The following is a 23552-nucleotide window of genomic DNA, read 5'->3' as shown; positions in this document are numbered from 1 at the left end:
TAGCGGAACTGGGCGGCGGCCGGGGAGACGGCCCGGCCGCCGGTTGGCGGGATTGCCCAGGACCGGAAAGCCCACGCGCAGCTGTGCCAGGGGCAGCGCTTCGACGCTCTTGATCTGGGCCGGGTCGATGGCCACGGCGGCCCTGTCCAGGCCCGCGCCCAGCAGCCTCTGGGCGATCAGGCCGCCGAAGGAGTGTCCGATGAGTACCGGCGGAGCCCTTCGTCCGCCATCCGCCCTCTGCTCCCCCCTGCGCTCCGGCTGACACCGACGGCTTCCACGTGCCCGGAGAGCGCTGCGGCGTGGCTCCCTCTGGAGGAGACCACGCCGCGTACGACGTCTCAGCCCGTCGCGTCCACCAGCGCCAGCTCGTGCAGCCGCTCCGGCGGTCCCGGCCGGGCGTAGTACCAGCCCTGGGCGGTGTCGCAGCCCAGTATCCGCAGCTGCTCGGCCTGGGCGCCCGTTTCCACGCCCTCGACGGTGACCGCGAGGTCGAGGCTGTGGGCGAGGGAGACGATGCCCTCGACGATCTTCAGGTCGACCGGGTCGGCGGGGAACTGCTGCATGCTCTGGGTGAAGGACCGGTCCAGCTTGAGGATGCTGACCGGCAGGCGGCGCAGGTTGGCGAGGTTGGAGTAGCCCGTGCCGAAGTCGTCGAGGGCGATGTCGACGCCCATCTCGGCCAGCCGGCGCAGCGGCTTGAGCAGGTCGTCGTCGGCGCCGATCAGCGCGGACTCGGTGACCTCCAGGCACAGCGCGTCCGCGTCGAGCCCTTCGCGCTCCAGGATGTCGACCGTGTCCTGGACCAGGCCGGGATGGGTCAGCTGGCACGGCGACAGATTGACGTTGATCCGCAGCGGGCCCGCGCCGGAGTGTCGTTCCTGCCACGCCCGGGCCTGGCGCACCGACTGCTCCAGGACCCAGCGGCCGAGCGGCACGATCAGGCCGGTGTGCTCGGCGAGCGGGATGAACTGGTCGGGGCCGAGGACGCCGTGCTGCGGGTGCAGCCAGCGCACCAGTGCCTCCGCGCCGCGCACACTGCCGTCGCCGAGGTGCACCAGCGGCTGGTACTCGATGAAGAACTCGCCCCGGTCCAGGGCCGCCGGCAGCGCGGTGGTGAGCCCGTGCCGGGTGATGGCGCGGGCGTCGGCCTCGGGGTCGGCGAGCTCGAAGCGGTTGCCGCCCGCGGACTTCGCCCGGTACATCGTGATGTCGGCGCTGCGCAGCACCTCGGCGGGGCCGCGCTCACCGGCCGGTCCCTCGACGATGCCGATGCTGCCGCGCACGGTCAGTTCGCGGCCGTCGATACGGACGGGGGTGACGAGCGCGTTCATGATGCGGTCGGCGAGCGCGTCGACCTCACGTTCGGTGTCGGGACCGGTGGTCAGCGCCACGAACTCGTCGCCGCCGAGCCGGGCGACCATCTCGCCGGGGGCGGTCGCGCAGGACTGCAGCCGGTCGGCGACCTCGACGAGCAGCCGGTCGCCGGCCGCGTGCCCGAGGCTGTCGTTGATGGTCTTGAAGCCGTCGAGGTCGAGGTAGCACAGCCCGAAGCGCTGGCCCTCGCCCGCGGACAGCGCCTTCTCCAGGCGCTCGAAGAACAGGGTGCGGTTGGGCAGTCCGGTGAGCGCGTCGTGCGTGGCCTCGTAGCGCAGCCGCAGATTGAGCAGCCGCCGCTCGGTGGTGTCCTCCATCAGCGCGAGCTGGTACTGGGGTTCGCCGTCCGCGTCGCGCAGCAGAGAAACCGTCAGGTTGGTCCACAGGGCCGTGCCGTCGGGACGGTAGAAGGCCTTTTCGACGTGGTAGTGCTCGCGCTCGCCGCGTACCAACTCCTCGTACAGTCGCCAGACTTGGGGAGCGTCCTCGGGGTGCGTCCACTCGGGGACCTTGCGTCCGCGCACCCCCTGCTCGGAGCCGCCGAACATTCGCAGCAGTGCTCCGTTGACCTGCAGTATGTTGCCTTCGAGGTCGGCGATGCCGATTCCTATGGCCGCGCCCTCGAAGACCGCGCGGAAGCGGGCCTCGCTGGCGTGCAGCGCCTCGGCGACCGCGCTGCGCGCGTTCAACGTCGCCTGGGCGATGGCCTCTTGCTCGGTCAGCGTCCGCTCGCGCAGCGCCTGCGCGAACCCGGCGGCCATGGCGTGCTGCAGCCGCGCCGACCGGGTCCGCAGCGCGTCCTGGGGTCCGTCCTCGCCGCAGTAGAGCACCAGGTAGGCGTCCACGCAGTCGAGGGTGCGGCTGAGCGCCTCCGGGTCGGTGCAGTGCGCGGCGATGAGCGCGGCGCCGACCGCCTGGCCCTCGACCGCGTCGAAGGCCCTGGCCCGCAGCGCGTCGCTCAACCGCCGGGCGAGCGGCACCAGTTGCTGCTCGAACTCCGGCCGGGTCAGCGACGTCGAGGTGACCGGGAAGACCGCCCGGCTCCAGATCGTCGCGAACCGGCGCAGTCTGCCCTCCGGTCCGTCCGGCTCGGCGGTCACGCCGTGCGCCCCACGCCGGCGAACCCGGAGAAGGAATAAGGATCCTCGTCCTCGGGTGCCGTGTCGGGCCGCCAGTTCGGCATCGGCACCAGTCCGGGTTCCACCATGTCGTACCCCTCGAAGAACCGCGCGATCTCGTCGCGCGTGCGCATGATCAGTGGATTGCGGATGCTCTTGTAGACGTCGACCGTGCCCTCGGCCCGCTCCGGGGGGAGCGGAATTCCCTCGTACGAGGCATGCGTGACAATGAGCAGGCTGCCCGGCGCGAGCGCGTCGCGCAGTTCGGCCACCGCACTGTACGGGTCGTCCGCGTCTTCCACGAAGTGAAGTATGGCAACGAGAAGGAGGGCGACCGGCCGGTTCAGGTCGATCAGGCGCTGCAACTGAGGGCTCGCCAGGATCTCCTGGGGCTTGAGCAGATCGGCGGCGACGACGTCCGCGTCCTCGTTGCCCTTCAGTACGGACTGGCTGTGCGCGACGGCCACCGGGTCGTGGTCGACGTACACGACGTGCGCGCCGGGCCTGGCCGCCTGGGCGATCTCGTGGACGTTGCCGAAGGTCGGAATGCCCGAACCGATGTCCAGGAACTGGTCGATGCCCTCGTCGGCCGCGAAGCGCACGGCGCGGCGCATGAACGCACGGTTCGCCTGCATGATCTTGGGAAGTCCCGGCATGAACTCCATCGCCTTGCGTGCCGCTTCCCGGTCGACCTCGAAGTTGTGCGAACCGCCCAGGTAGTAGTCATAGATACGGGACACGCTCGGCACCGAGATGTCAATGCTCCGGGGGGCCCAGGCGGGACGCTCCATCTATCTCTCCAAGGCGTAGTCGACGGTGTAGGCGATCCGGTGTTCGAGCTGAGGCTACTGATCGCCCGCCAAAGGAGCGAGCCAAAACGGAAATTGACCGTCCGTTCCCGGTCACTGCCTCCGGCAAGTGCCGAATTGGCGCCCCGCGAGCGCCGCCCGAACACGCCTCTCACCACCCCTGCGAAATCGCTCCGAAGCATTCCAAAAAGCCGCGGGAAGTTTCCCGCCCGGACACGCCAAGCGGCCCGCCCCCTCCGTGCGGTGCGGAGGGGGCGGACCTTGGGTCGCGCGCGTTGCTGTGTTCGTCCGGCACACTTGCCTGTCTGTTCCACTCCCTTCCGCGTTCCGTTGTCTTCCGGGTGAGGCGATCTACCCTGGGGAGGTGATCCGCTACTCCGACGCGCCGACCGGCTTTCCTTCGGGCGAGACGGCGTACCACGTGCCGCCGACGCCCTGACCGTTGGTGTCCCCGGGAGCCGTGTCACCGGAGAAGGTGTAAATGGGCCAGCAGTTGACCGTCATCTGCTTGACGCCGTCCGGGCGGGTGAAGCCCATGAGGCCCTTCTTCTTGACGCCCTTGGTGTCGTTCGCGGAGACCGGCGCGACCGCGGGCCACTTCTCCAGGCAGGCACCGGTGCAGGCCGACTTCGAGACCGGCCAGGCCTGGTCCTTCATGAAGCGGTAGACGGTCATGCCGTTCTTGTCGACGACGATGTCACCGAGCTTCGGGTCGTTGCGGACCGACAAGCCGGGCAGGTCGGCCAGCGTCGCCTTCTTGCCGTTGGGGGCCGACGCGAACCAAGTGCCGCCCACACCCTGGCCGTTGGTGTCCCCGGCCTTGGTGTCCTTCGCGTACCGGTACATCGGCCAGCCGGCAATGGTCAGCTGCTTCGTGCCGTCCGACCGGGTGACCTCGCCAAGAAGCGTCTTGTCCACGCCGGTGGCAGCCTCGGCACCCTCGGCGGGCACGGGCGGCCAGGCCTTCGCGCAGTCGCCGTCACAGCTCGACTTGGGCGGTTCGGCCGTGTCCTTGTCGAAGCGGTAGAGGGTGAAGCCGGCACTGTCGGTCAGCACCTTGCCGAGCTGCGCGCTTTCCGCAACGGTGAGCTGACCCGCGGCTTCCGCCTGGGCCGCGGCGCTCTGCTGGTCCTTGGAATCGGCGCCGTAGCCATTGCCTGCGGTCGTACTCGTCCCGTAATCACCGGCGGCGGCGGTCGCACCCACGTTCTGGCTCCCCGTCGACTGGGTGCCCTGTTCCTGACCGCACGCCGTCGTGAGCGCCAGCACGGCCGCAGCTGTCGCTACGAGTGAGGCGCTCCGCCAGGAGGTCTTCATTGGTAACTCCCGCTGTTCGCATAAGTGTTGCAGCGCCCTGCTGCGCCGCGCATGGTCCTAGGTACGGGCGGGAGTGGCGGGAGTGTTCAACCGGCTCACAAATTTCTTTCCGGAACCTGTGACGCGAACCGCGAGGTTCGCACGCATGTGCGCACGCATCGGCGTTTCCCGCCCGGTTCGTCAAACCACCGGGGGGTGCACGTCCTCCCTTCGGGGGCAATCCCCCGGCACTCCGGCGTGCGCGGGCGCTGCGCGCCCCATGATCTCCGTCGTGCATGGACCCACGCGGAATCGATCCGCCCTCGTCATACGGGTGTTGGCGCTGCTGACGCTCACCTGGTTTCTCAGCGGCGCGCCGAGCGGAACGGCCGCGGCCGACTCCTGCGCGTACGCCTCCACGGGCCCGGACGGCGAAGGGACGACGGCGGTGGCCGTCGCGGGGAGCGGCGCGGTGGCGGTCGCCGGGAACACCACCTGGTGCCCGACCCCCACCCCCGCCCCCACCCCGACACCACCCTGCCCGACACCGACGCCCACTCCGACCCCTACACCGACGCCCACACCCACCCCGACGCCCAAACCGAAACCCACGCCCACACCCACGCCCACCCATTCGCCGAGACCCCAGCCACCGCCTCCCCCACCCCCACCGCCGCCTCCCCCGACGCCGACACCACGGCCCGTGGCACAGCGGCCCACCCCGCCGCCGAAGCCCACGCCCACGCCCACACCGAGCGCGCGCCCCAAGCCGTCGCCGTCCCCGGTGAGTTATCCGGCGTACCGCATCCCGCCGCGCAAGCACCCGCCCCGCAGCGGCCCGTCGCTGGTCTCGCTCACCCTGCTCATCACCGCGCCCGCGGTGCTCGCCGTAGCGGCGCTGCGCCCGCGCTGACCCTGGAGGCATCCTTGTCGGAATGGCTTGTTCTCGTCCTCGCGATGGCGGCCGCGTGCGTCGTCGTCCTCATCGTGACCCTCGTACGCCATCGGGCGGCCCCGGTGGACGAGGATCCGTCCGAGACCCCGGACGTGATCGAGTACATGAGCATGATGATCGGCGTGGTGTACGCCATCGTCCTCGGCCTGGCCATCGCCGGTGTCTGGGAGGGACGCGGCGTCGCCCAGGACCATGTGCAGACGGAGGCCCAGGCCCTGCACGAGATCTCGGAGCGGGTCCGCGTCTACCCGCCCGACGTGCGCGACCGCATCCGCGCCGACGTCAACACGTATGTCAGCCACGTGGTCCACACCGAGTGGAAGACCATGGCGGACGAGGGTCATGTGACGGCCCAGGGCGGCCGGCTCTTCGACCGTATCCGTCAGGACGTCACCGACTACGAGCCGAAGACGGACTTCGAGGCCCAGGCGTACCAGCCGCTCGTCGACCAGGTCACGGCGGCGGACGCCGCGCGCAACTCCCGTGCCGACTCGACGGGGGCGACCATGCCGGGCGTGGTGTGGTTCGGCCTGATCTCCGGCGCCGTGGTCACCGTCGGCATGATCTTCGCCCTGCAGATCCGGCGGACCACCCGCGAGCTGATCCTCGCCGGGCTGTTCTCCGCCCTGATCGCCTTCCTGCTCTTCCTGATCTGGGACTTCGACGCGCCGTACAGCCGGGGGATCACCGCTTCGGCGGAACCGTTCACCGCGCTGTTCCCGCACCTTCCCGGGTGACGGACCTTCAGTAGGCGCTCGGCGTCGAGGGGGCGGGCGCCACGCCGCGTCCGTCCCCCGACTGCACGCACACCGTCCCCTGTGCGGCCCACACGGTTGCCCCATTCGCGCGACTGCGATCGCGCGCCCGCGCACCCTTTCCTAGCGTTCCGATCATCGAGGTGCATTTCTGGCGCAAGCGGAATAGGTCCGCGGCACGGCTCCTCGGGGACCTGGAGGCTCACCATGCGCGCGATACGCGTCGCTTCGGCCGCACTGCTGGGCCTGACCGCCCTGACCTTCACCGCACCCAGCGCCTTCGCAGGTGACGGGGACGACCACAACATCACCCCGTTCGGCTACAGCGTCCAGCCGTCGACCATCGCCGCGGGCGGCCTGCTCTCGCTGCTGCTGAAGAGGGACGGGGGCTGCAACGGGACCGTCAGGATCTCCTCGGGTGTCTTCGACACCGTCTCCATCCCCTCGGGCCGGTCCTCGGCCACGGCCACAATCGACCGGGACGCCAGACAGGGGGCTGTGTACGAAGTGACGTTCGTGTGCGACGGCGTGAGCGGCCACACGGACATCACCATCGGCACCGGCCGTTCCGACGGCATCGGCACCGGCCGTTCCGACGACCTGACGCCCGTCCAGGTCCCCGCGCAACAGGGTGTCAGGGCCGGGGTCGGCGGCAGTGTCGGCGGCTTCGACGTGAAGGAGATCGGCCTGGGAGCCGCGCTCGTCGGCGGCTCCGTCGGTGTGGCGTGGTACATGTCGCGCCGCCGCGGCGCGTCCGACGACTCCTGACGCGGCGAGACAGCCCTTCGCCCCGGACCCTTCCGAGGGGGTCCGGGGCGAAGGGCTGTCTCGTGCGGCTGCCGAAGGGGGGTTCCGGTCCCGAAGGGGGAGGACCGGCCTTTCGGGGCGATGCCGGTCAGATCCTCTTCTCGGACCTGCGGCGCAACCAGAACACTCCGCCGCCGACGACGGCCGCGGCCAGCAGACCGCCACCGATGGCCATGTCGGTGGGCGTGGCGCCGGTCGAGCTGCTGCCGCCGAGACCACCGCGGACACCGCCGATCACCGTGAAGGCGGACGGACGGGTCAGCGCGCCCGCACCCACACAGTTGACCGTGATGTCGTACGAGCCGGGGCGCGCGTCACGGTTCACGGTCGCCGTTCCGCTCGCCCTGTCGCCGTTGGCCGGGATCCGCGAGAGGGTCGCGCGCCGGAACGCGGGCGAGGTCATGGTGCCGCCGTTCCGGCACCCGTCGACCGTCACCGTCAGCTGGCCGCCGGCGGCGATGACGCTGGGCGTGGCGACGATGTTCCTCGAAATGCCCCCGAAGTTGCCGCCGAGCCCGTTCCCGAAGTTGCCGCCGAGCCCGTTCCCGTTGTTGTTGCCCGGTCGGCCCCCGTCGTTGTTGCCGAACCCACCGTTGTTATTGCCAAATCCGTTGTTGTTGCCAAATCCGTTGTTGTTGCCAAATCCGTTGTCGTTGCCGAACCCCCCGTTGTTGTTGCCCGGCCGCCCCCCGTCGTTGTTGCCGAACCCACCCCCGTTGTTGTTGCCCGGCCGGCCCCCGTTGTTGTTGCCGAACACGCCCTCGTTCCCGAAGTCACCCGCATTGTTGTCGCTCTGACTGCCCGCCCCGCCCATACCGTCCGCGACGGCCGCGGGGGCGGCGAGCCCGAGGACGGCGACCGCTGTGGCCGCGGCCGCCAGGGCACGTGAGTTTCGCATGTGATCCTCCGCGGAAGACGCCCCGGGAACCGTCCCCGGTCGATCGGCGAGAAAACGCCTCCCAGACAGACCCTCAGATGCCGTGCACAGGGCCGCATTTCGAGAATGGTCCGTCCTGGTGAGAGGACACGCCGAGAGAATTCCACACAATCGGATATTGCCGCAGGTCACGGACCGTCAGAAAATTCCTGCCCGTGGCAACTCGGATGGCTCACGACGGATGTACTCCGCCACCCGTTCGCCCGCGCCCCGTCGCCCGCCGGACGTGCTGCACTTAGCGTTCTCATATGCGCGACGGACGCGGCGACGGCCGCGTCGAGAGGGGATTGCGAATGTCTGCGTCCGAGCTGGCCGAAGAGGAGGAGCGGCAGCGGAAGCGCGCCCCGTGGGGCGTGATAGCGCTTGTCCTGCTGACCGGCCTCGCACTCATCCGGAATGGTTCCGGTGAGTTCGACGTGGGCCCTCCGCAGCCCGCTTCGGCTGCGGCAGCGGACAGCCTCACCCCCGGTGGCACCTTCTCGAGCGTGCCGGCCCCGCTGCCGTACTCCGTGGCGGACCGGATCAGGATCCCGGCGATCCGGGTCGACGCCCCGGTCATGCCGGTGGGCCTGGACGTCGACGGATGGGTCGGGGCGCCGCCGCCGGACAACCCGAATCTCGCGGGCTGGTTCACCGGCGCGGTCTCGCCGGGCGAAAAGGGCACGGCCGTGATCGTGGGCCATGTCGACAACATGCAGGGCCCCGCCGTCTTCTACGGGCTCGGGGCGCTCAAGAAGGGGAACCGGATCGAGGTCCCGCGCAAGGACGGGAAGACCGCGGTGTTCGAGATCTACGGCATCGAGGTCTTCGCGAAGAGCGGTTTCCCCGGAGACCGCGTGTACAGCAGCAAGGGAGCTCCCGAATTGCGGGTCATCACCTGCGGGGGCGGTTTCTCCAAGCAGCACGGCTACGACGGAAACGTCGTCGTGTTCGCCCGCCTGGTCGAGGTTCGCTGAGCGTTCCCCGACCGGGCGGGCGAAAGCCCGTCGGCGGGCCTTTTCCCTGTCCTGCCGACCGGCCGACGTGTGGGACCGTCGGCCCGTCGGCCGTCGCTATACGAATTGCCGTCGCGGCACGGTGAGGTGATAGCCGGAATCCAGCAGCCGCGGCAGATAGTGGCGCAGGGCCCGTACGGTCTGCGAGCGGTCGCCGCCCGCGTCGTGCGAGAGGACGACGACGCCCGGGGCGGCGCCGCCCTCGACCCGGTTGATGATGGTGCCGGTGCCCGGGGTCTCCCAGTCGAGGCTGTCGACAGTCCAGGCCATCGGCTCCATGCCCAGTTCGGCGCCGATCTGGAAGGTCGCCCGGTTCCAGGCCCCGTACGGCGCGCGGAACCAGACGGGCGGCTCGCCGTAGGCGTCGTCGATGACCTCGCAGGTGCGCTCGATCTCGGAGTGGATCGCCGAGCGGGAGAGCCTGGTCAGCAGCGGGTGGGTCCAGGTGTGGTTGCCGACGATGTGGCCGTCGTCGGCCATCTCGCTCAGCAGGTCCTTGTTGTCGACGGCCATCTCCCCGCACACGAAGAACATCGCGCGCACGTCGTACTCGCGCAGGGTGCGCAGGATGTCCGGGGTGTAGCGCGGGTCGGGGCCGTCGTCGAAGGTCAGCACCATGCGGCGGCCTCGGCCGGACACGCTCAGGATCGGCTCGTGCCGGACGGCGGTGCGCGGGTGCGCGCTGTGCGGCGGGCCGTATCCGGCCATCGGCTGGAGACGGTAGGCGGACGGCTTCAGGGCGCGGCGCGCCGGTGGGCCCGATACCGCACGGGCACTGCGTACCGGCTTCGCGGCCGGTTCGGCGGTCAGGACGCGGGCCGTGCCCGCCGCCCCGGCCGCTCCCAGGACGGCGGCGCCGGCGATCAACGCCCGGCGCCGGGTGAGCAGCTGATCCTTTTTCATGACTCATCAGTCACCCCGAAGAGGGGCGGCGCAGCTCAGCAACACCGGCGCGGACCTACGAAAACACCCGCCCGGCCCATTTCAGCGACGGCGCACCAGCGGGAACGGCAACGTCTCACGGATCGTCAGCCCGGTGAGGAACATGACCAGCCGGTCGACACCGATACCGAGCCCTCCGGTGGGCGGCATCGCGTACTCCAGCGCGTCGAGGAAGTCCTCGTCCAGCTCCATCGCCTCGGGGTCTCCCCCGGCGGCCAGCAGCGACTGCGCGGTCAGCCGCCGGCGCTGCTCGACGGGGTCGGTCAACTCCGAGTAGGCGGTGCCCAGTTCGGTGCCGAAGGCGACGAGGTCCCAGCGCTCGGCGAGGCGCGGGTCGACGCGGTGCTGCCGGGTGAGCGGGGAGACGTCGGTCGGGAAGTCCTTGTAGAACGTGGGCAGCTGGGTCTTCTCCTCGACCAGTCGTTCGTACATCTCCAGTACGACATCGCCGCGTCCGTCGTCGGCGGTGTACGGCACGCCCGCGCGGTCGCACAGCCGCAGCAGCGTCTCCAGCGGCGTATCGGCGTCGGCCTCCTCCCCCAGGGCCTCGGAGATCGCGCCGTACACCGTCTTGACGGGCCAGAGCCCGGAGATGTCGTACTCGGTGCCGTCCTTGCGTGCGACGGGCGCGCCGAAGGCGGCGGTCGCGGCGCCCTGGATGAGTTCGCGGGTGAGGTCGAGCATCACGTCGTAGTCGGCGAAGGCCTGGTAGGCCTCCAGCATCGTGAACTCGGGGTTGTGCTTGTAGGAGACGCCCTCGTTGCGGAAGGTGCGGCCCATCTCGAAGACCTTCTCCAGGCCGCCGACGCACAGCCGCTTGAGGTAGAGCTCGGGTGCGATGCGCAGATAGAGGTTCAGGTCGTAGGCGTTGATGTGGGTGGTGAAGGGCCGGGCGTTGGCGCCGCCGTGGATCTGCTGGAGCATCGGGGTCTCGACCTCCAGATAGCCGCGGTCCAGCAGGCCCTGGCGCAGCGCCTGTACGGCCGTGGAGCGGGCCCGGACGACCTGGCGGGCGTCGGGGCTGGAGACCAGGTCGAGATAGCGGCGGCGCACCTTCGCCTCGGGGTCGGCGAGGCCCCGGCGCTTGTCGGGCAGCGGGCGCAGGCATTTGCCGGTGAGCTGCCAGGACGTGACGAAGACGGTCAGTTCGCCCTTGTCGCTGACGCCCGCGAGGCCGTCGGCGGTGATGTGGTCGCCGATGTCGATGTCCTTGCGGAACCGGTCGAGGGCGGGTCCGGAGTCCTGGCGGGTGAGGGCGAGCTGGCGGTCCCCGGACCAGTCGCGCAGCACGACGAAGACGATGCCGCCGAAGTCGCGTACGAGGATGACGCGCCCGGCGACGGTCACCTGGGCGCCCTCGCTGACCTCGGCGAGGGCGTGGGTGCGCGGGGGTATGCCCACCGGGTAGGGGTCGGTGCCGTCGGCGCGCAGCCGGTGGAGTTTTCGGTGCCGGATGCGGACCTGTTCGGGCAGGCCCGTGGTGGTATCGCCGGCCCCGGCCTCGTCCCCTCCGCCGAGCCCGAGGGCCGACAGCGACGGCAGGCCTTCGGTGCCGGCGGGCCTGGGTCCGCTCCTGGCGTGCCCCTTGCCCCAGAGCTTGCGCAGCGAGGGCACGGAGACGAAGCCCTCGGCGATGCCGGACGCCAGGCCGATGCGAGCGAGGGCGCCGGTGTCGCCGTAACAGATGAAGCGCGGGTACCACTCGGGGTGGTACTTGGCGTTGGACCGGTACAGGGCCTCCAGCTGCCACCACCGGGAGAAGAACAGCAGCAGCCTGCGCCAGAGCCTGAGCACCGGCCCCGCGCCGATGCGGGCGCCCTCCTCGAAGACCGAGCGGAAGGCCGCGAAATTGAGGGAGATACGCCGTACGCCGAACTTCCCGGCGGCCGCGCACAGCTCCGCGACCATGAACTCCATGACCCCGTTGGGGGCGCTGCGGTCGCGGCGCATCAGGTCGAGCGAGATGCCGTCCCGGCCCCAGGGCACGAAGGAGAGCAGCGCGAGGAGCTTGCCGTCGGCGGTCATCGCCTCGACGAGGAGGCAGTCCCCGTCCTCGGGGTCGCCGAGCCGGTCGAGCGCCATCGAGAAGCCGCGTTCGGTCTCGGTGTCGCGCCAGGCGTCGGCCCGGCCCACGATCTCCTCCATCTCCTCGTCGGTGAGGGTGGAGTGGCGGCGTACCCGGCAGGTGGCACCGGTGCGCTTCACACGGTTGACGGCCTGGCGGGTGACACGCATGTCGCGGCCGTCCAGGTCGAAGCCGGCGACGTACAGGATCGCCTCGTCGCCGAGTTGGAGCGCGCCGAGGCCGGAGCGCACGAACGCCTTCGCGCCGTCCTCCGAGGCACCCATCACGGCGGGCGCCCAGGCATAGTGGCGGGCCGCGTCGAGCCAGGCGCCGATGGCGTGCGGCCAGGCCTCGCGGTCGCCGACGGGGTCGCCGCTGGCGAGGCAGACACCCGCCTCGACGCGGTAGGTGACGGCGGCCTTGCCGCTGGGCGAGAAGACGACGGCCTTGTCGCGGCGGGTCGCGAAGTAGCCGAGGGAGTCGTCGGCGCCGTACGCCTGGAGCAGCGCCCGGATGCGGGACTCCTCGTCGCCGTGCAGGGCCGCTTCCATGCGCTGCGAGCGGAAGAGCGTGGAGGCGGCGTTGAGCAGGGCGAGGGCGCCGAACAGGCCGAGGACGAAGGACAGGGCCTTCGGCGGGCGCCCGTCGAAGGAGCGTCCGGAGACGATGCCGCCGCAGACCCGGTTGGCCGCCCACAACAGCCGCTGGCCGCGCGGCAGTGTGCCCGGGAACAGCTCGACCAGGCCCCAGCCGACCAGGATGGCCACGGCGAGCCCGAGGAGGAGCACGGTGAGGGCCTGCCAGACGGCGCCGCGCCGGTGGGCCGCGTAGAACTCCTCGCGGGCCACGATCAGCAGCACCAGCGCGAGCAGGCAGACGACGAGGGACGGGATCGACTCGGCGTACAGGCCGAGCGCGACGCCGAGGATGTCGCCGAGGACGAGGAGACCCAGGTAGACGACGACCAGCCACCAGGCGACCTTCTTGCGGGCGGCGGTCGCGCCGGCGAGCAGGAAGAGGAAGACGGCGTACGCGAGGTTGGCACTGACCGGGACGGTCAGCAGGTCGAGGAAGCGCACGACGGGGCGCAGCGGCCGCCGCAGCGGCTCGATGAAGGCCAGCAGGGCGCAGAGCAGTCCGAGGGCGCCGAAGAAGGCCGCGAAGCCCTCGGGCACCTTGCTGAGGAACCCGCCCCGGGACGGCCGTATCGGACCTGTGGCGTCCTTCGGTGCGCGGGCCTCCACGGTGGCACTCATGGTGTCGACTGTAGGAAGAGCGGCGCGTGGCCGCCCGTCGAGCGGCGCGCCCGGCTCCCCGGCGGGGGCGGGACCTGCGGTTTCCGATAGCCTCACAGCCGTGACGGAACAGCAGGGCTCGCATCGCTTCGAGCGGGGCACGGACGGTCCCAAGGTCATCCTCGTCGGCGTGGACGGCTCCGACTCCTCGCTGCGCGCCGCGGCCTATGCCGGTGGCCTGGCCCGACGGCAGCACGCGCTGCTCGCCGTGGTCTACGTCCAGCCCGTGATGGCGGCGGGGGCGGCGCTCGGGGTGCCGGTCGCGGAGACGACCGACGAGATCGCCGAGGACCTGGTCCGGTACATCCGCGACGCGACCGAGCGGGTGAAGGGCATATTCGAGGTGCGCTGGGAGTTCCACACCTTCCGCGGCGACCCCTACAACGGACTGGTCACCGCGGCGGACGAGCTCAAGGCGGACGCCGTGGTGGTCGGCGCCTCGGAGCAGGCGGGACACCGGATCATCGGCTCGGTGGCGATCCGGCTGGTGAAGGCCGGGCACTGGCCGGTCACGGTCGTGCCGTAGACCGGCCGACGAGCGTCCGGGTTCCCGCCGGCGCGGCGGCTACTGGCCCATGACGAGCCCGTCCTGGGCCGCGCCCCGGCTCAGGACGACGTCCCGGATCCGGTCGCGTACGCCTCCGACCCCGGCCCCCTGGTCCAGGGCGGCGTTGAGGTTGACGACGCGACCGGCGTCGAGGTCGTACGCCTGCGGAATGAACTCGGCCTTCGTCACCTCCCACCGCCCGCCCCGGTGCGCGGGCGGGGCGAAGGTGAACCGCCCGATGGTGCTCTCGTTGCCGCGCGGGTCCAGGACGCCCTTGTAGTTGTACATCTCGCCGGCGACCTGGTCGCCCATGCCGTAGATGACCCAGGTGCCGTTGACCTTCTCGTACGCCTGCGGGACGTGCGCGTGGGTGCCGAGGATCAGGTCGATGTCGGGCCTCCCGTTCGTCACGGAGGCGGTCAGCTCCTTGCTCAGCCGCAGCTGCTGCTCGTTCGGCGCGTCCTGCCACTCGGTGCCCCAGTGCAGGGATACGACGACCACGTCGGCGCCCGCCTTCCGGGCGGCGCGGGCGTCCGAGATGATTCTGACCGGATCGATCAGGTTGACGGCCCAGGGCTGCCCCATCGGAAGCGGCACCCCGTTCGTGTCGTAGGTGTACGCGAGATGGGCGACCTTGGCGTCGCCCGCGCGCATCATGGTGACGCTGTTCGCCTCGTCCGCCGTGCGCGCCGATCCCGCGTGCAGGAGGCCCACCTGGTCGAAGGCGTCCAGGGTGCGCCGAATGCCGGCGGCGCCGTCGTCCAGGCTGTGGTTCGATGCGGTGGAGCAGGCGTCGTAGCCGGTCGCGGCGAGCCCCACGGCCACCTGCGGCGGGGACTTGAACGTCGGGTAGCCGGTGTAGTGGCCGTCCGCGCCCACGGTCTCCATGTGACAGATCGCCAGATCGGCACCGGACACGACGGGCATGACCGCCGCGAACATCGGCCGGAAGTCGTACCCGTGACCTCCCGCGTCGAAGTTCGCCCGCTCGATGACCGAGGTGTGCGGCAGCACGTCGCCGGAGGCGACGAGGGTGAACCCGGGTGGGGCGGAGGGGGCCGGGGCCGCGGGGAGTCCGCTCTGAGGGGCATGTGCCGGCGGGGCCTGCTGCGCCTGGCAGCCCGCGGTGGCCGCGATGAGTACGGCCGCGAGGGCCGCGGTGGTGTGTCGCCTGCGTGTGGTCATCAGCCTCGCCCCGATGCGGTCATATCTACCTATGAATTGACACGAATCCACATACGAGGGCGGCCAAGAGTCAAGGAGCGACACACACTGATAGCCCGTCCGGCGCCTGCGACGAGCCCGTCAGGGCGAACGGGGGTCTCGGGGCGGAGCCCCCGGCGGGGCTCACCGAACCGTTCGGCGCACCGTTCACCGACGGCTTCGACCGCCCACCGCACAACCGTGCCCCGCCCCTGTCCCCGTGGAGCGGCACCCGCTGGCATACACGCCATGACGGCCGGAACCATCACCATCACACGCGGAACGACCGCCGAGCACGAGCTGGCCGCGCTGCAGCGCGAGCACGGCCGCCCCCTCTTCGCGCTGCTGCTGCGCCTGTCCGACGGCGACCGGCAACGCGCCGAGGACCTGGTGCAGGAGACCTTCGTACGCGCCTGGCAGCATCCTGAGGCGCTGCGTGCCGACGACTTCGACTCCGTACGCCCCTGGCTGCTCACGGTCGGACGGAGGCTCGCGATCGACGCGCGGCGGGCCCGCCAGGCACGGCCCGCGGAGGTCGGGGACGCGGTGCTGGAGAGTGCGCGTGTCTGCGCCGATCACGCCGAACGGTCCGCGGCGACGCTCGATGTACGGGAGGCTGTGAAGACACTCACTCCCGAGCACCGTGAAGTCCTGGTGCAGGTGTACTTCCAAGGGGCGAGTGTGGCGGAGGCCGCGGCGGCGCTGGGAATTCCGCCCGGTACCGTGAAGTCCCGCGCGTACTACGCGCTCCGCGCCCTGCGCCGGGTTCTTCCGGGATATGCGGCCGACCTGCGGTGAAACCGAAGGCCGAGTCAAACCTCCGTAAAGCGCCTGCCGAGGACCATGGTTGAGTATTCCGCTTGTCCTCATCCGTGTTCCGGACTGAGGGCCCGGGGTCGGGCGACGCGCACGCACACCGGAGGAAGGCGGGAAGGGATGCTGCACAGAGGTCAAGAGAGCACGGACGGCACCGGCGGTGGGGAACTCACCGTCCCCATGGCGTGGTTGTACGCCGAGTACATCGCCGACGAACTGCTGCGGACCGGCGACCTGATGCCGCCCACGTCCTTCGAGTTCCGCGCCGGACGCGACGCGCTGGCGCTGACCATCTTCCTCTCCGACAGCGGCGGTGAACTCTCCGGGATCCGGGTCGTCACGCAGCTGGAGACGTGGCTTTCGCTGACGGCGTACGACCAGCCGTGGCAGGACTGGGTGCGCGAGCGGATGGCGGGGCTCGCTGCGGAGGCGGTCGAATCCGGTGCTCCCGCGCCGGACTTGGAGCTGGCGTCGGCGGCCTGGCGTTGGCTGGAGGAGACCGAGCTGCTCGCCCCCGATCTGGACGCGGTGCCGGGTGGCGGGCCTGTGCCGGGCGAGGACGACGGTCCGAAGGTGTGGACGCCGGCCTGGCGGCTGGGGCTGCCGCTGGGGCATCTGGCGATCCATCTGTTCTGACCACCCTGTCCGGCCACACGTCCGGGCAAATTTTTCGCGCTTCTACCAATCCACGGGCCCTCGTGCTCCGAATGTCTTGGCCGCAATTCCGGACGGGGCTTGAGTGATTCGACGGTCTGGTGCGTACCGGTGGGCAACAGCAACACCACCCCACCCCGCACCATCGCCACAAGGATTCGGTATTCGGTATGAGGTCCCTGGAACGGCATCGTGACGTCGGCGCCTACGCGCTGGGCGTGCTGGACGAGGCGGAAGCCTTCCGCTTCGAGGACCACCTCATGGAATGCCGTAGCTGCACGGCGTACGTGAGTGAGTTCCGGCCCGCCGCACGGCAGTTGATGCTGTACCGACGCGCCACACCGCGCTCCGTGCACCCCTTCGCCGCCCCCGGGCCCAGGCTGCTGGACCGGCTGCTCGGCGAGGTGGCGACACGGCACAGGACCGGACGCAGGCGCTTCCTGTACGCGGTGGCGGCCTCCGTGGTGTTCGCGGCGGGCGGGCCCGCGATCGCGATGGTCACCGCGCAGGGTCAACAGTCGGCCGCGATGGCCGCGACGGACGCGAAGACCGGTGTATGGGCCCAGGTCACCTCCCAGGACCGGGACTGGGGCAGCGAGGTCGAGGTCAAGGTCAAGGACGCCGGGGGCCCTCGCCCCTGTCAGCTCGTCGTGGTCGGCAAGGACGGCTCGGAGCAGACGGTGGCGAGCTGGATGGTGCACTCGCACGACGGCAAGGCCATCAGCGTGCGGGGCGGTGCCGCGCTCCGGTCCGAGGAGATCAGCCGGTTCGAGGTGCGCACGACGGACGGCAAGCATCTGGTGACGCTCAAGTCCCGCTGATCGGCTACTTGAGAAGACGGGACATCCGGCGGTCCGCCAGCGGCTTGCCGCCCGTCTGGCAGGTCGGGCAGTACTGCAGCGCGGAGTCGCTGAAGGAAACCTCGCGGATGGTGTCGCCGCACACCGGACAGGGCTCGCCCGCCCTGCCGTGCACCCGCAGCCCGCTCTTCTTCTCCGCCTTCAGACGTCCGGCGGCCAGTCCGCGGGAGCGCTCGACGGCCTCGGTGAGCGTGGAGCGCAGCGCCTCGTACAGACGTCGTGTCTCCTCGGGTCTCAGCGAGGAGGCGAGCTTGAAGGGCGACATCCTGGCGGCGTGCAGGATCTCGTCGCTGTACGCGTTGCCCACACCCGCGATCAGGCTCTGGTCGCGCAACGCGCCCTTGAGCTGTCGCCGCTCGCCCTTCAGCAACTCGGCGAACCGCGCCTCGTCGAAGTCGTCCGCGAGCGGGTCGGGGCCGAGCCGGGCCACGCCGGGGATCTGCGCCGGGTCCCGCACCACATACACGGCGAGCCGCTTCTGGGTGCCGGCCTCGGTGAGGTCGAAGCCCTCGCCGGTCTCCAGCGCGACCCGCAGCGCGAGCGGGCCCTTGCCCGGACGGGGCGGTCCGTCGGGCAGCGTGTCCTTCCAGTGCAGCCAGCCCGCACGGGCCAGGTGCGTCACGAAGTGCAGGCCGTCCGCCTCGATGTCGAGGAACTTGCCGTGCCGGTGCACGGCTGTCACCTCGCGCCCCTCGAAGGCGGTGACGGGCGGGTCGTACGTCTTCAGGACACTGATCGCGACGGGCAGCACGCGCACGACCTCACGGCCGACGAGATGGTCGGCCAGAAAGTCCTTGAGCGCTTCGACCTCGGGCAGTTCCGGCATACGTCCAGAGTGCCATCCGCCACCGACAACACCAGGCGAAGGAGCTCAGTTCCGTTCCGGGACGATGAACTCGCACCACACGCACTTGCCGCCGCCGCGGGCCTCGACGCCCCAGACGTCGGCCAGCCGGTCGACGAGGAGGAGGCCGCGGCCCGAGACGCCGGACTCGCCGGCCTCGCGGCGGCGCGGCAGGGCGCTGGAGGAGTCCTCGATCTCGGCGCGCAGCCTGCGGTCGGGGCCGGCGAGGACGCGCAGGGTGACGATGGCGGAGCCCTCGGTGTGCATCAGGGCGTTGGTGATCAGTTCGTCGGCGACCAGCTCGATCTCGTCGGCGCGCTCGCGGGCACCCCAGGCGCGGACGGCGGCGCGGATCATGTGGCGGGCCTCGGTGAGCGCCTCGGGGTCGCCGGGCGCCACATGCTGCTGGAGCCGGCCGCCGGACTGCTGGGTGGTGGGGCCGCGGCGGCGCAGGACCAGCAGCGCCACGTCGTCGTCGCCGCCGCGCTCCTCGGCCACGTCGATGAGCCGCTCGGCGAGGTCGGTGACGTCGTCCGGGCCCGAGCCGATGAGCTCCCTGAGGGTGTGCATGCCTTCGTCGAGGTCGATGCCGGGCTGCTCGACGAGGCCGTCGGTGAACAGCAGCAGGCTCTGGCCCGGGTCGAGTTCGACGGTGTCGACCGGGTATTCGAGGCGGCCGAACTCGGCGGACAGTCCGAGCGGCAGGCCCCCGTCGACGGCGAGCCGATGGCAGCTTCCGTCGGTCTCCCGGATCAGCGGGTCGATATGGCCGGCCCGGACGAGCTGGACGACTCCGGTGGACAGGTCGGCCTCCGCGTACAGACAGGTCGCGAAGCGGTCGGTGTCGAGTTCGTGCAGGAAGACCGAGGCGCGGGCCATCACGGTCGCGGGGGTGTGGCCCTCGGCGGCGTAGGCGCGCAGCACGATGCGCAGCTGGCCCATGACGGCGGCGGCGTGTGTGTCGTGGCCCTGGACGTCGCCGATGACGGCGCCGACGCGGCCGCCGGGCAGCGGGATCACGTCGTACCAGTCGCCGCCGATGTCCCGGCCGAGGGAGGCGGAGCGATAGCGGACGGCGATGTCGGCGCCGGGCACGCTGGGGATGGAGCGCGGCAGCATGGCCTGCTGGAGGCCTTGGGCGAGGTCCTTCTCCTGCTCGTAGAACATGGCCCGTTGCAGGCTCTGCGCGATGCTGCTGCCGAGCGCGACGAGGACGTTGCGCTCGTCCGACGAGAAGCCGTGCCGGTCGTTGTAGAGCAGGCCGATCGCGCCGATGGGCCTGGCCTGCACGATGAGCGGCAGATACGCGGCCGAGGTGATCTTCAGATCGGTGATGTTCGGCCACAGCAGGGGATACGACTCGGCGAACTCCTCCGGCGACTCGATGAAATGCGGCGCGAGGGTTCGTACGACCTCGTTCATCGGGTACTGCGCGTCGATGCGCGTGACCCGGGTGCCGGGCACGTAGCTGTCCGAGGGGCCCGCGGCGACCATACGGATGCGGCCGGCCTCCACGAGTCCCATGACCAGGCTCTTCGCCCCGAGGTGGGTGAGGCCATGGGTGTCCTCCAGGACGTCGATGACGTCCTGGACGGTGCGGGCGTGCGCGAGGGCCGCCGTGGTGATCTGGACGACGTTGGTCTGCTGGCGGCGGGCCTCGTCCTGGGCGGCCCGCTCACGGCGCGCCGCGCTCTCGCCCAGCTCCTCGGTGGCATCGCGGACGATGCCGATGATCCGGCGCGGGCGGCCGGTCTCGTCGCGGCGGATGTAGCCCTGGGTGTGGGTCCAGCGCAGGGAGCCGTCGCGGCGGCGGATGCGGAAGTAGGCGCCGTAGTTCTCGCTGCCGTCCTTGATGGCCTGCGACACCACGGAGTCGAGTCTGCGGCCCTCCATCGGGGACACGCGGATCCCCAGGCTCTCCGGGTGGCCGTCGTATTCGTCGGGGCGTATGTCGAAGACCTCGTGGGCCTGGGCGTCCATGTGGAACAGACCGGTGTCCAGGTCCCAGTCGAAGCTGCCCATGTGGTTGAGCGCCAGGATCGGATCCGGGTGGGCGGGCCAGTCGTCCGGGAGTGACAGGGCGCTCGCACCCCGATCAACCATGGGGCCACCTTGCCAGGATTTGCTCGATTGTTCGACTTCTGGGGAGCCCGTCTCCGGGCTCCCCGGCCGAGCAGGAGCTCAGCTGTCGAAGACGTCGGTCGGGGCGTCGAAGATGCTGTCCGACGTGGACGGGTCGTCGGGGATCAGACCGCCGCCGTCGGGTACGTCGGGGCTGTCCGGAACGGTGTCGGGGCCGATGTCCTCGCCCGAGGTGCTCGATGTGTCCGGCTCACTCGACGGGGCCGGCGGCGACGAGGGCTCGTCGGACGCGGACCGGTCGGGGGAGGTCGTGCCGGTCTCCGGAGCGGTGCTCCGGTCCGAGGGCGTCCCGTTCGACGGAGTCCGGTCCGAAGGGGGCGGCGTGGTCCCGGGGTCCGTGGTCGGCGGGCCCGTGACGGTGGCCGTCGGGCACTCCGGGGGCTCTGCCGCCCGGTCCGCCGGGTCCGTCGGCTCGTCCACCGGGTTCATCGGCTCGTCCGCCGGGTTCATCGATTCGTCCGCCGGGGACGCGAGCTTCGCCGTGTCGGACAGCGCGGAGTCGGAGTCGGGGGTCTCGCCCGGGGCGCTCTCGGTCGCTCCCGGCATGTCGGTCACCGTCTCGGTGGGCGTGACGCAGTCGGACGCCGACGCGTCGGGCCACGGGCTCTCGTCGTGCGGGGCGGCGGTGCCGGCCGAGTGGTCCGGCCTCGGGCGCTGCGGCTGCGTCCAGTCGTCGGCCGGCGGGACGACGTGGTCGTGGTGGCCGTCGTCGCCGATCCTGCGCTCGATCCAGGTGTTGTCGACGATGTTGATGATCGTGATGTTGGTGATCACGGTGGGCGCCGGGGTCACCACGACGACCTGGGCGGGCCGGTATCCGTCCCAGGCCCGCCCCTGGGTGCCCGGGTTCCCCTCCAGCGCGGAGGGCGGGTTCAGCGGGTTGCCGCAGGCGCAGCGGACGCGGGGCACGCCCCGGTTGTCGACGAGAACGGCGGTGCCCGCCTGGAGCACGGACTGGTAGCTGGTCGCCTCTCCCTCGCTGAACCCATGGTTCGTGACCCGCGTGTCGGCGCGCAGCACCACCGAGGTCAGTGCGCGCAGGAAGTCCGGTACGGAGGCCTGGGAGATCCCCGAGGCCTGCGCGAAGGCACGCGCCTTGCTCCGGTCCGCGGCGAGGAACCCGATCTGCTTCTCGACGTCGCAGCTGCCGGCGTTCTGGGTGCCGCCGTAGAGGCCCGGCGTGGAGCCCGAGAGGGAGCGCTCGCCCTGGCCGCCGGAGGCGGCGCCGGTGGACGCCGGTTGCGGCATTCGGGTGACGGGTGGTGGGGTCGCGGAGGAGTCGGTGAAGGGGTGGGGGCCCTGGGCCGCGACAGGCTGGAGGAAGACCTCGCTGCCGGATCCGCCGGATGCCACCTTGTCCTTCTGGTTGTCGCTGCCGCACCCGGCGACGAGGAGCGTCGCCGAGAGCGCGCAGGCCGTGACGAGGGTTCTGGTGGGTATGTGCAGCACCACGTTCTCCCGTTCCTGCCGGGCAATGCGTTGATCCCCCGCCGATTCGCCCACCATTGTCTGCGTCACTCCCTTGGCTCACGCAAGCGGAGGCAGTCACCCAGCGTCACAATAGACAGGGAGAGGAGCACTCGACGTGCAGTGGTTCGTCGCCCCCGAGTACTGGCTGAGCCGGCTGGTCTTCCAGCGGGCGCTGGCCGTCGTGTACCTCGTCGCGTTCCTGGGCGCGGCGGTGCAGTTCCGCGCGCTGATCGGGGAGCGCGGGATGCTGCCGGTACCCCGTTTCGTGGAGCGCGTGGCGTTCCGTCACGCGCCGAGCGTGTTCCACTGGCACTACTCGGACCGCTTCTACGCGGCCTGGGCCTGGACGGGCTGCGCGGTGTCGGTGGCGTTGATCGCGGGCCTGGACTCACACCTGCCGCTCTGGGGCGGGATGTTGCTGTGGCTCGTCCCTTGGGCGCTGTATCTGTCGATCGTCAACGTCGGCCAGACGTGGTACTCGTTCGGGTGGGAGTCCCTGCTGCTGGAGGTGGGCTTCCTCGCGGTCTTCCTCGGCAACGACGAGGTGGCCCCACCCGTCGTCGTCCTCTTCCTGCTGCGCTGGGTGCTGTTCCGGGTGGAGTTCGGCGCCGGGCTGATCAAGATGCGGGGCGACGCGTGCTGGCGGAAGCTGACCTGCCTGTACTACCACCATGAGACACAGCCGATGCCGGGCCCGCTGAGCTGGTTCTTCCACCATCTCCCCAAGCCGTTCCACCGGGCCGAGGTGGCGGCCAACCACGTCACCCAACTCGTGATCCCCGTCCTGCTGTTCACCCCGCAGCCGATCGCGACGGCCGCCGCCTCGCTGATGATCCTCACCCAGTTGTGGCTGGTCCTGTCCGGCAACTTCTCCTGGCTGAACTGGATCACCATCGTGCTGGCCCTGTCGGCGGTCGAGTTCCCCACCACCGCCCCGCACGTGGCCGGGACACCCCTCTGGTACGAGATCGTGGTCCTCGCGGTGGCCACGGGCCTGGTGGCCCTCAGTTACCGCCCGGTGCGCAATCTGTTCTCCCGGCGCCAGGTCATGAACCGCTCCTTCGACCCGCTCCATCTGGTCAACACCTACGGGGCGTTCGGCAGTATCAGCCGGGTGCGGTACGAGGTGATCGTCGAGGGCACGGCGGACGGCATACCGCTGGAGGACGCGGAGTGGCGGGAGTACGAGTTCAAGGGCAAGCCGGGTGATCCACGGTACTGGCCGCGCCAGTTCGCTCCGTACCATCTGCGGCTCGACTGGCTGATGTGGTTCGCGGCGCTCTCCCCCGCCTACGCCGGTGAGTGGTTCGCGGGTCTCGTGGAGCGGCTCCTGGAGAACGACCGCGACACGCTGCGGCTGCTGCGCCGCTCCCCGTTCCCGGCCGACGCCCCGCCCCGCTATGTCCGTGCCCGCCTCTTCCGCTACCGGTACACGACCTGGCGCGAGCTGCGGGAGACGGGCGCGTGCTGGCACCGGACGTACGTACGGGACTTCCTGCCGCCGACACGGTTGGAGACGGAGGCCGAGCGTCGTGTCCGGTATTAGACGGTTCCGCGCCGCAGCCATCCCCGGCCCTGAGGCGTGCGGAGTGACCCGGTGCACGCGTCGCCCCAGGGCGCGCCGACGCCCCCACCGTGTGCTGCACGGCAGGGGCGGCGGGGAGCCGA

Annotated in this window: 18 protein-coding genes and 1 pseudogene; 9 read left to right on the top strand and 10 right to left on the bottom strand. The window is 70.8% G+C overall.

Features of this window, described 5'->3' with window-relative positions; genetic code table 11:
- Positions 1–338: 338 nt before the first annotated feature.
- The 3 genes from OG975_RS42845 to OG975_RS42835 form a co-directional block, all read right to left on the bottom strand.
- Positions 339–2474 carry a putative bifunctional diguanylate cyclase/phosphodiesterase gene (locus OG975_RS42845; protein ID WP_406335055.1) on the bottom strand — a complete coding sequence of 712 codons (2136 nt, stop codon included), beginning with the start codon at positions 2472–2474 and terminating at the stop codon, positions 339–341.
- Entirely contained in the window at positions 2471–3283 is an 813-nt protein-coding gene (locus OG975_RS42840) for an SAM-dependent methyltransferase (protein ID WP_406335054.1), read from the bottom strand. The genes OG975_RS42845 and OG975_RS42840 overlap by 4 nt, the downstream gene beginning before the upstream one ends.
- A 390-nt stretch (positions 3284–3673) precedes the next feature.
- Entirely contained in the window at positions 3674–4618 is a 945-nt protein-coding gene (locus OG975_RS42835; protein WP_406335052.1) for an SCO0930 family lipoprotein, read from the bottom strand.
- Between the two features lie 682 nt (positions 4619–5300).
- On the opposite strand from OG975_RS42835, the gene OG975_RS42830 reads away from it, so the two are divergent.
- The 3 genes from OG975_RS42830 to OG975_RS42820 all read left to right on the top strand — a co-directional run bounded on the left by OG975_RS42830 (position 5301) and on the right by OG975_RS42820 (position 7075).
- On the top strand, positions 5301–5510 hold the full coding sequence (locus tag OG975_RS42830) for a hypothetical protein (RefSeq protein ID WP_406335050.1): 210 nt from the start codon (positions 5301–5303) through the stop codon (positions 5508–5510).
- A gap of 14 nt (positions 5511–5524) precedes the next feature.
- Positions 5525–6289: a hypothetical protein gene (locus OG975_RS42825; protein ID WP_406335049.1), complete on the top strand. Its 765-nt coding sequence runs from the start codon at positions 5525–5527 to the stop codon at positions 6287–6289.
- 225 nt (positions 6290–6514) lie between these two features.
- Positions 6515–7075, top strand: coding sequence for a hypothetical protein (locus OG975_RS42820; RefSeq protein WP_406335048.1), 561 nt, complete (start codon positions 6515–6517; stop codon positions 7073–7075).
- A gap of 127 nt (positions 7076–7202) precedes the next feature.
- Here the strand turns inward: OG975_RS42820 and OG975_RS42815 are convergent.
- Positions 7203–7598, bottom strand: a pseudogene (locus tag OG975_RS42815) (hypothetical protein); the annotation flags it as partial.
- A 746-nt stretch (positions 7599–8344) separates the two neighbouring features.
- Between OG975_RS42815 and OG975_RS42810 the strand changes: the two are divergent.
- On the top strand, positions 8345–9007 hold the full coding sequence (locus OG975_RS42810) for a class F sortase (protein WP_406335046.1): 663 nt from the start codon (positions 8345–8347) through the stop codon (positions 9005–9007).
- A gap of 96 nt (positions 9008–9103) precedes the next feature.
- On the opposite strand, the gene OG975_RS42805 is transcribed toward OG975_RS42810, so the two are convergent.
- Together OG975_RS42805 and lysX are read right to left on the bottom strand one after the other, a co-directional pair.
- A complete protein-coding gene (locus tag OG975_RS42805; RefSeq protein ID WP_406335044.1) occupies positions 9104–9949 on the bottom strand; it encodes a polysaccharide deacetylase family protein in 846 nt (281 codons plus the stop codon).
- A gap of 81 nt (positions 9950–10030) precedes the next feature.
- Complete coding sequence (gene lysX, locus OG975_RS42800; protein WP_406335042.1) at positions 10031–13309, bottom strand: bifunctional lysylphosphatidylglycerol synthetase/lysine--tRNA ligase LysX; 3279 nt, start codon at positions 13307–13309, stop codon at positions 10031–10033.
- Positions 13310–13409: 100 nt separating this feature from the next.
- On the opposite strand from lysX, the gene OG975_RS42795 reads away from it, so the two are divergent.
- Positions 13410–13874: a universal stress protein gene (locus tag OG975_RS42795; RefSeq protein ID WP_406335040.1), complete on the top strand. Its 465-nt coding sequence runs from the start codon at positions 13410–13412 to the stop codon at positions 13872–13874.
- A gap of 39 nt (positions 13875–13913) precedes the next feature.
- Here the strand turns inward: OG975_RS42795 and OG975_RS42790 are convergent, their stop codons facing one another.
- The gene (locus tag OG975_RS42790; protein WP_406335038.1) at positions 13914–15080 is read right to left on the bottom strand and encodes a CapA family protein; all 1167 of its coding nucleotides are present in this window, start codon (positions 15078–15080) and stop codon (positions 13914–13916) included.
- A 267-nt stretch (positions 15081–15347) separates the two neighbouring features.
- On the opposite strand from OG975_RS42790, the gene OG975_RS42785 reads away from it, so the two are divergent.
- The 3 genes from OG975_RS42785 (at position 15348) to OG975_RS42775 (ending at position 17389) form a co-directional block, all read left to right on the top strand.
- Complete coding sequence (locus OG975_RS42785; protein WP_330309177.1) at positions 15348–15896, top strand: sigma-70 family RNA polymerase sigma factor; 549 nt, start codon at positions 15348–15350, stop codon at positions 15894–15896.
- A gap of 138 nt (positions 15897–16034) precedes the next feature.
- Positions 16035–16550, top strand: coding sequence for a hypothetical protein (locus OG975_RS42780; RefSeq protein WP_330309176.1), 516 nt, complete (start codon positions 16035–16037; stop codon positions 16548–16550).
- A 188-nt stretch (positions 16551–16738) separates the two neighbouring features.
- Entirely contained in the window at positions 16739–17389 is a 651-nt protein-coding gene (locus tag OG975_RS42775; protein WP_406335036.1) for a zf-HC2 domain-containing protein, read from the top strand.
- 4 nt (positions 17390–17393) lie between these two features.
- Here OG975_RS42775 and OG975_RS42770 read toward each other — a convergent pair whose 3' ends face one another.
- The 3 genes from OG975_RS42770 to OG975_RS42760 form a co-directional block, all read right to left on the bottom strand.
- Positions 17394–18254, bottom strand: a complete 861-nt coding sequence (locus OG975_RS42770) for an Fpg/Nei family DNA glycosylase (RefSeq protein ID WP_406335035.1) — start codon at positions 18252–18254, stop codon at positions 17394–17396.
- Between the two features lie 45 nt (positions 18255–18299).
- Positions 18300–20375, bottom strand: a complete 2076-nt coding sequence (locus tag OG975_RS42765; RefSeq protein WP_406335033.1) for a SpoIIE family protein phosphatase — start codon at positions 20373–20375, stop codon at positions 18300–18302.
- A gap of 78 nt (positions 20376–20453) precedes the next feature.
- Positions 20454–21920 (bottom strand): DUF6777 domain-containing protein, encoded by a 1467-nt coding sequence (locus OG975_RS42760; RefSeq protein WP_406335032.1) that lies wholly within the window; start codon positions 21918–21920, stop codon positions 20454–20456.
- A gap of 79 nt (positions 21921–21999) precedes the next feature.
- Here OG975_RS42760 and OG975_RS42755 point away from each other — a divergent pair, with 79 nt between their 5' ends.
- Positions 22000–23430: a lipase maturation factor family protein gene (locus OG975_RS42755; protein WP_406335030.1), complete on the top strand. Its 1431-nt coding sequence runs from the start codon at positions 22000–22002 to the stop codon at positions 23428–23430.
- Positions 23431–23552 lie beyond the last annotated feature (122 nt).

It is taken from the genome of Streptomyces sp. NBC_00203, assembly GCF_045206325.1.
GTDB classification, from domain to species: domain Bacteria; phylum Actinomycetota; class Actinomycetes; order Streptomycetales; family Streptomycetaceae; genus Streptomyces; species Streptomyces lutosisoli.
This window is presented reverse-complemented; position numbering and strand designations above follow the sequence as displayed.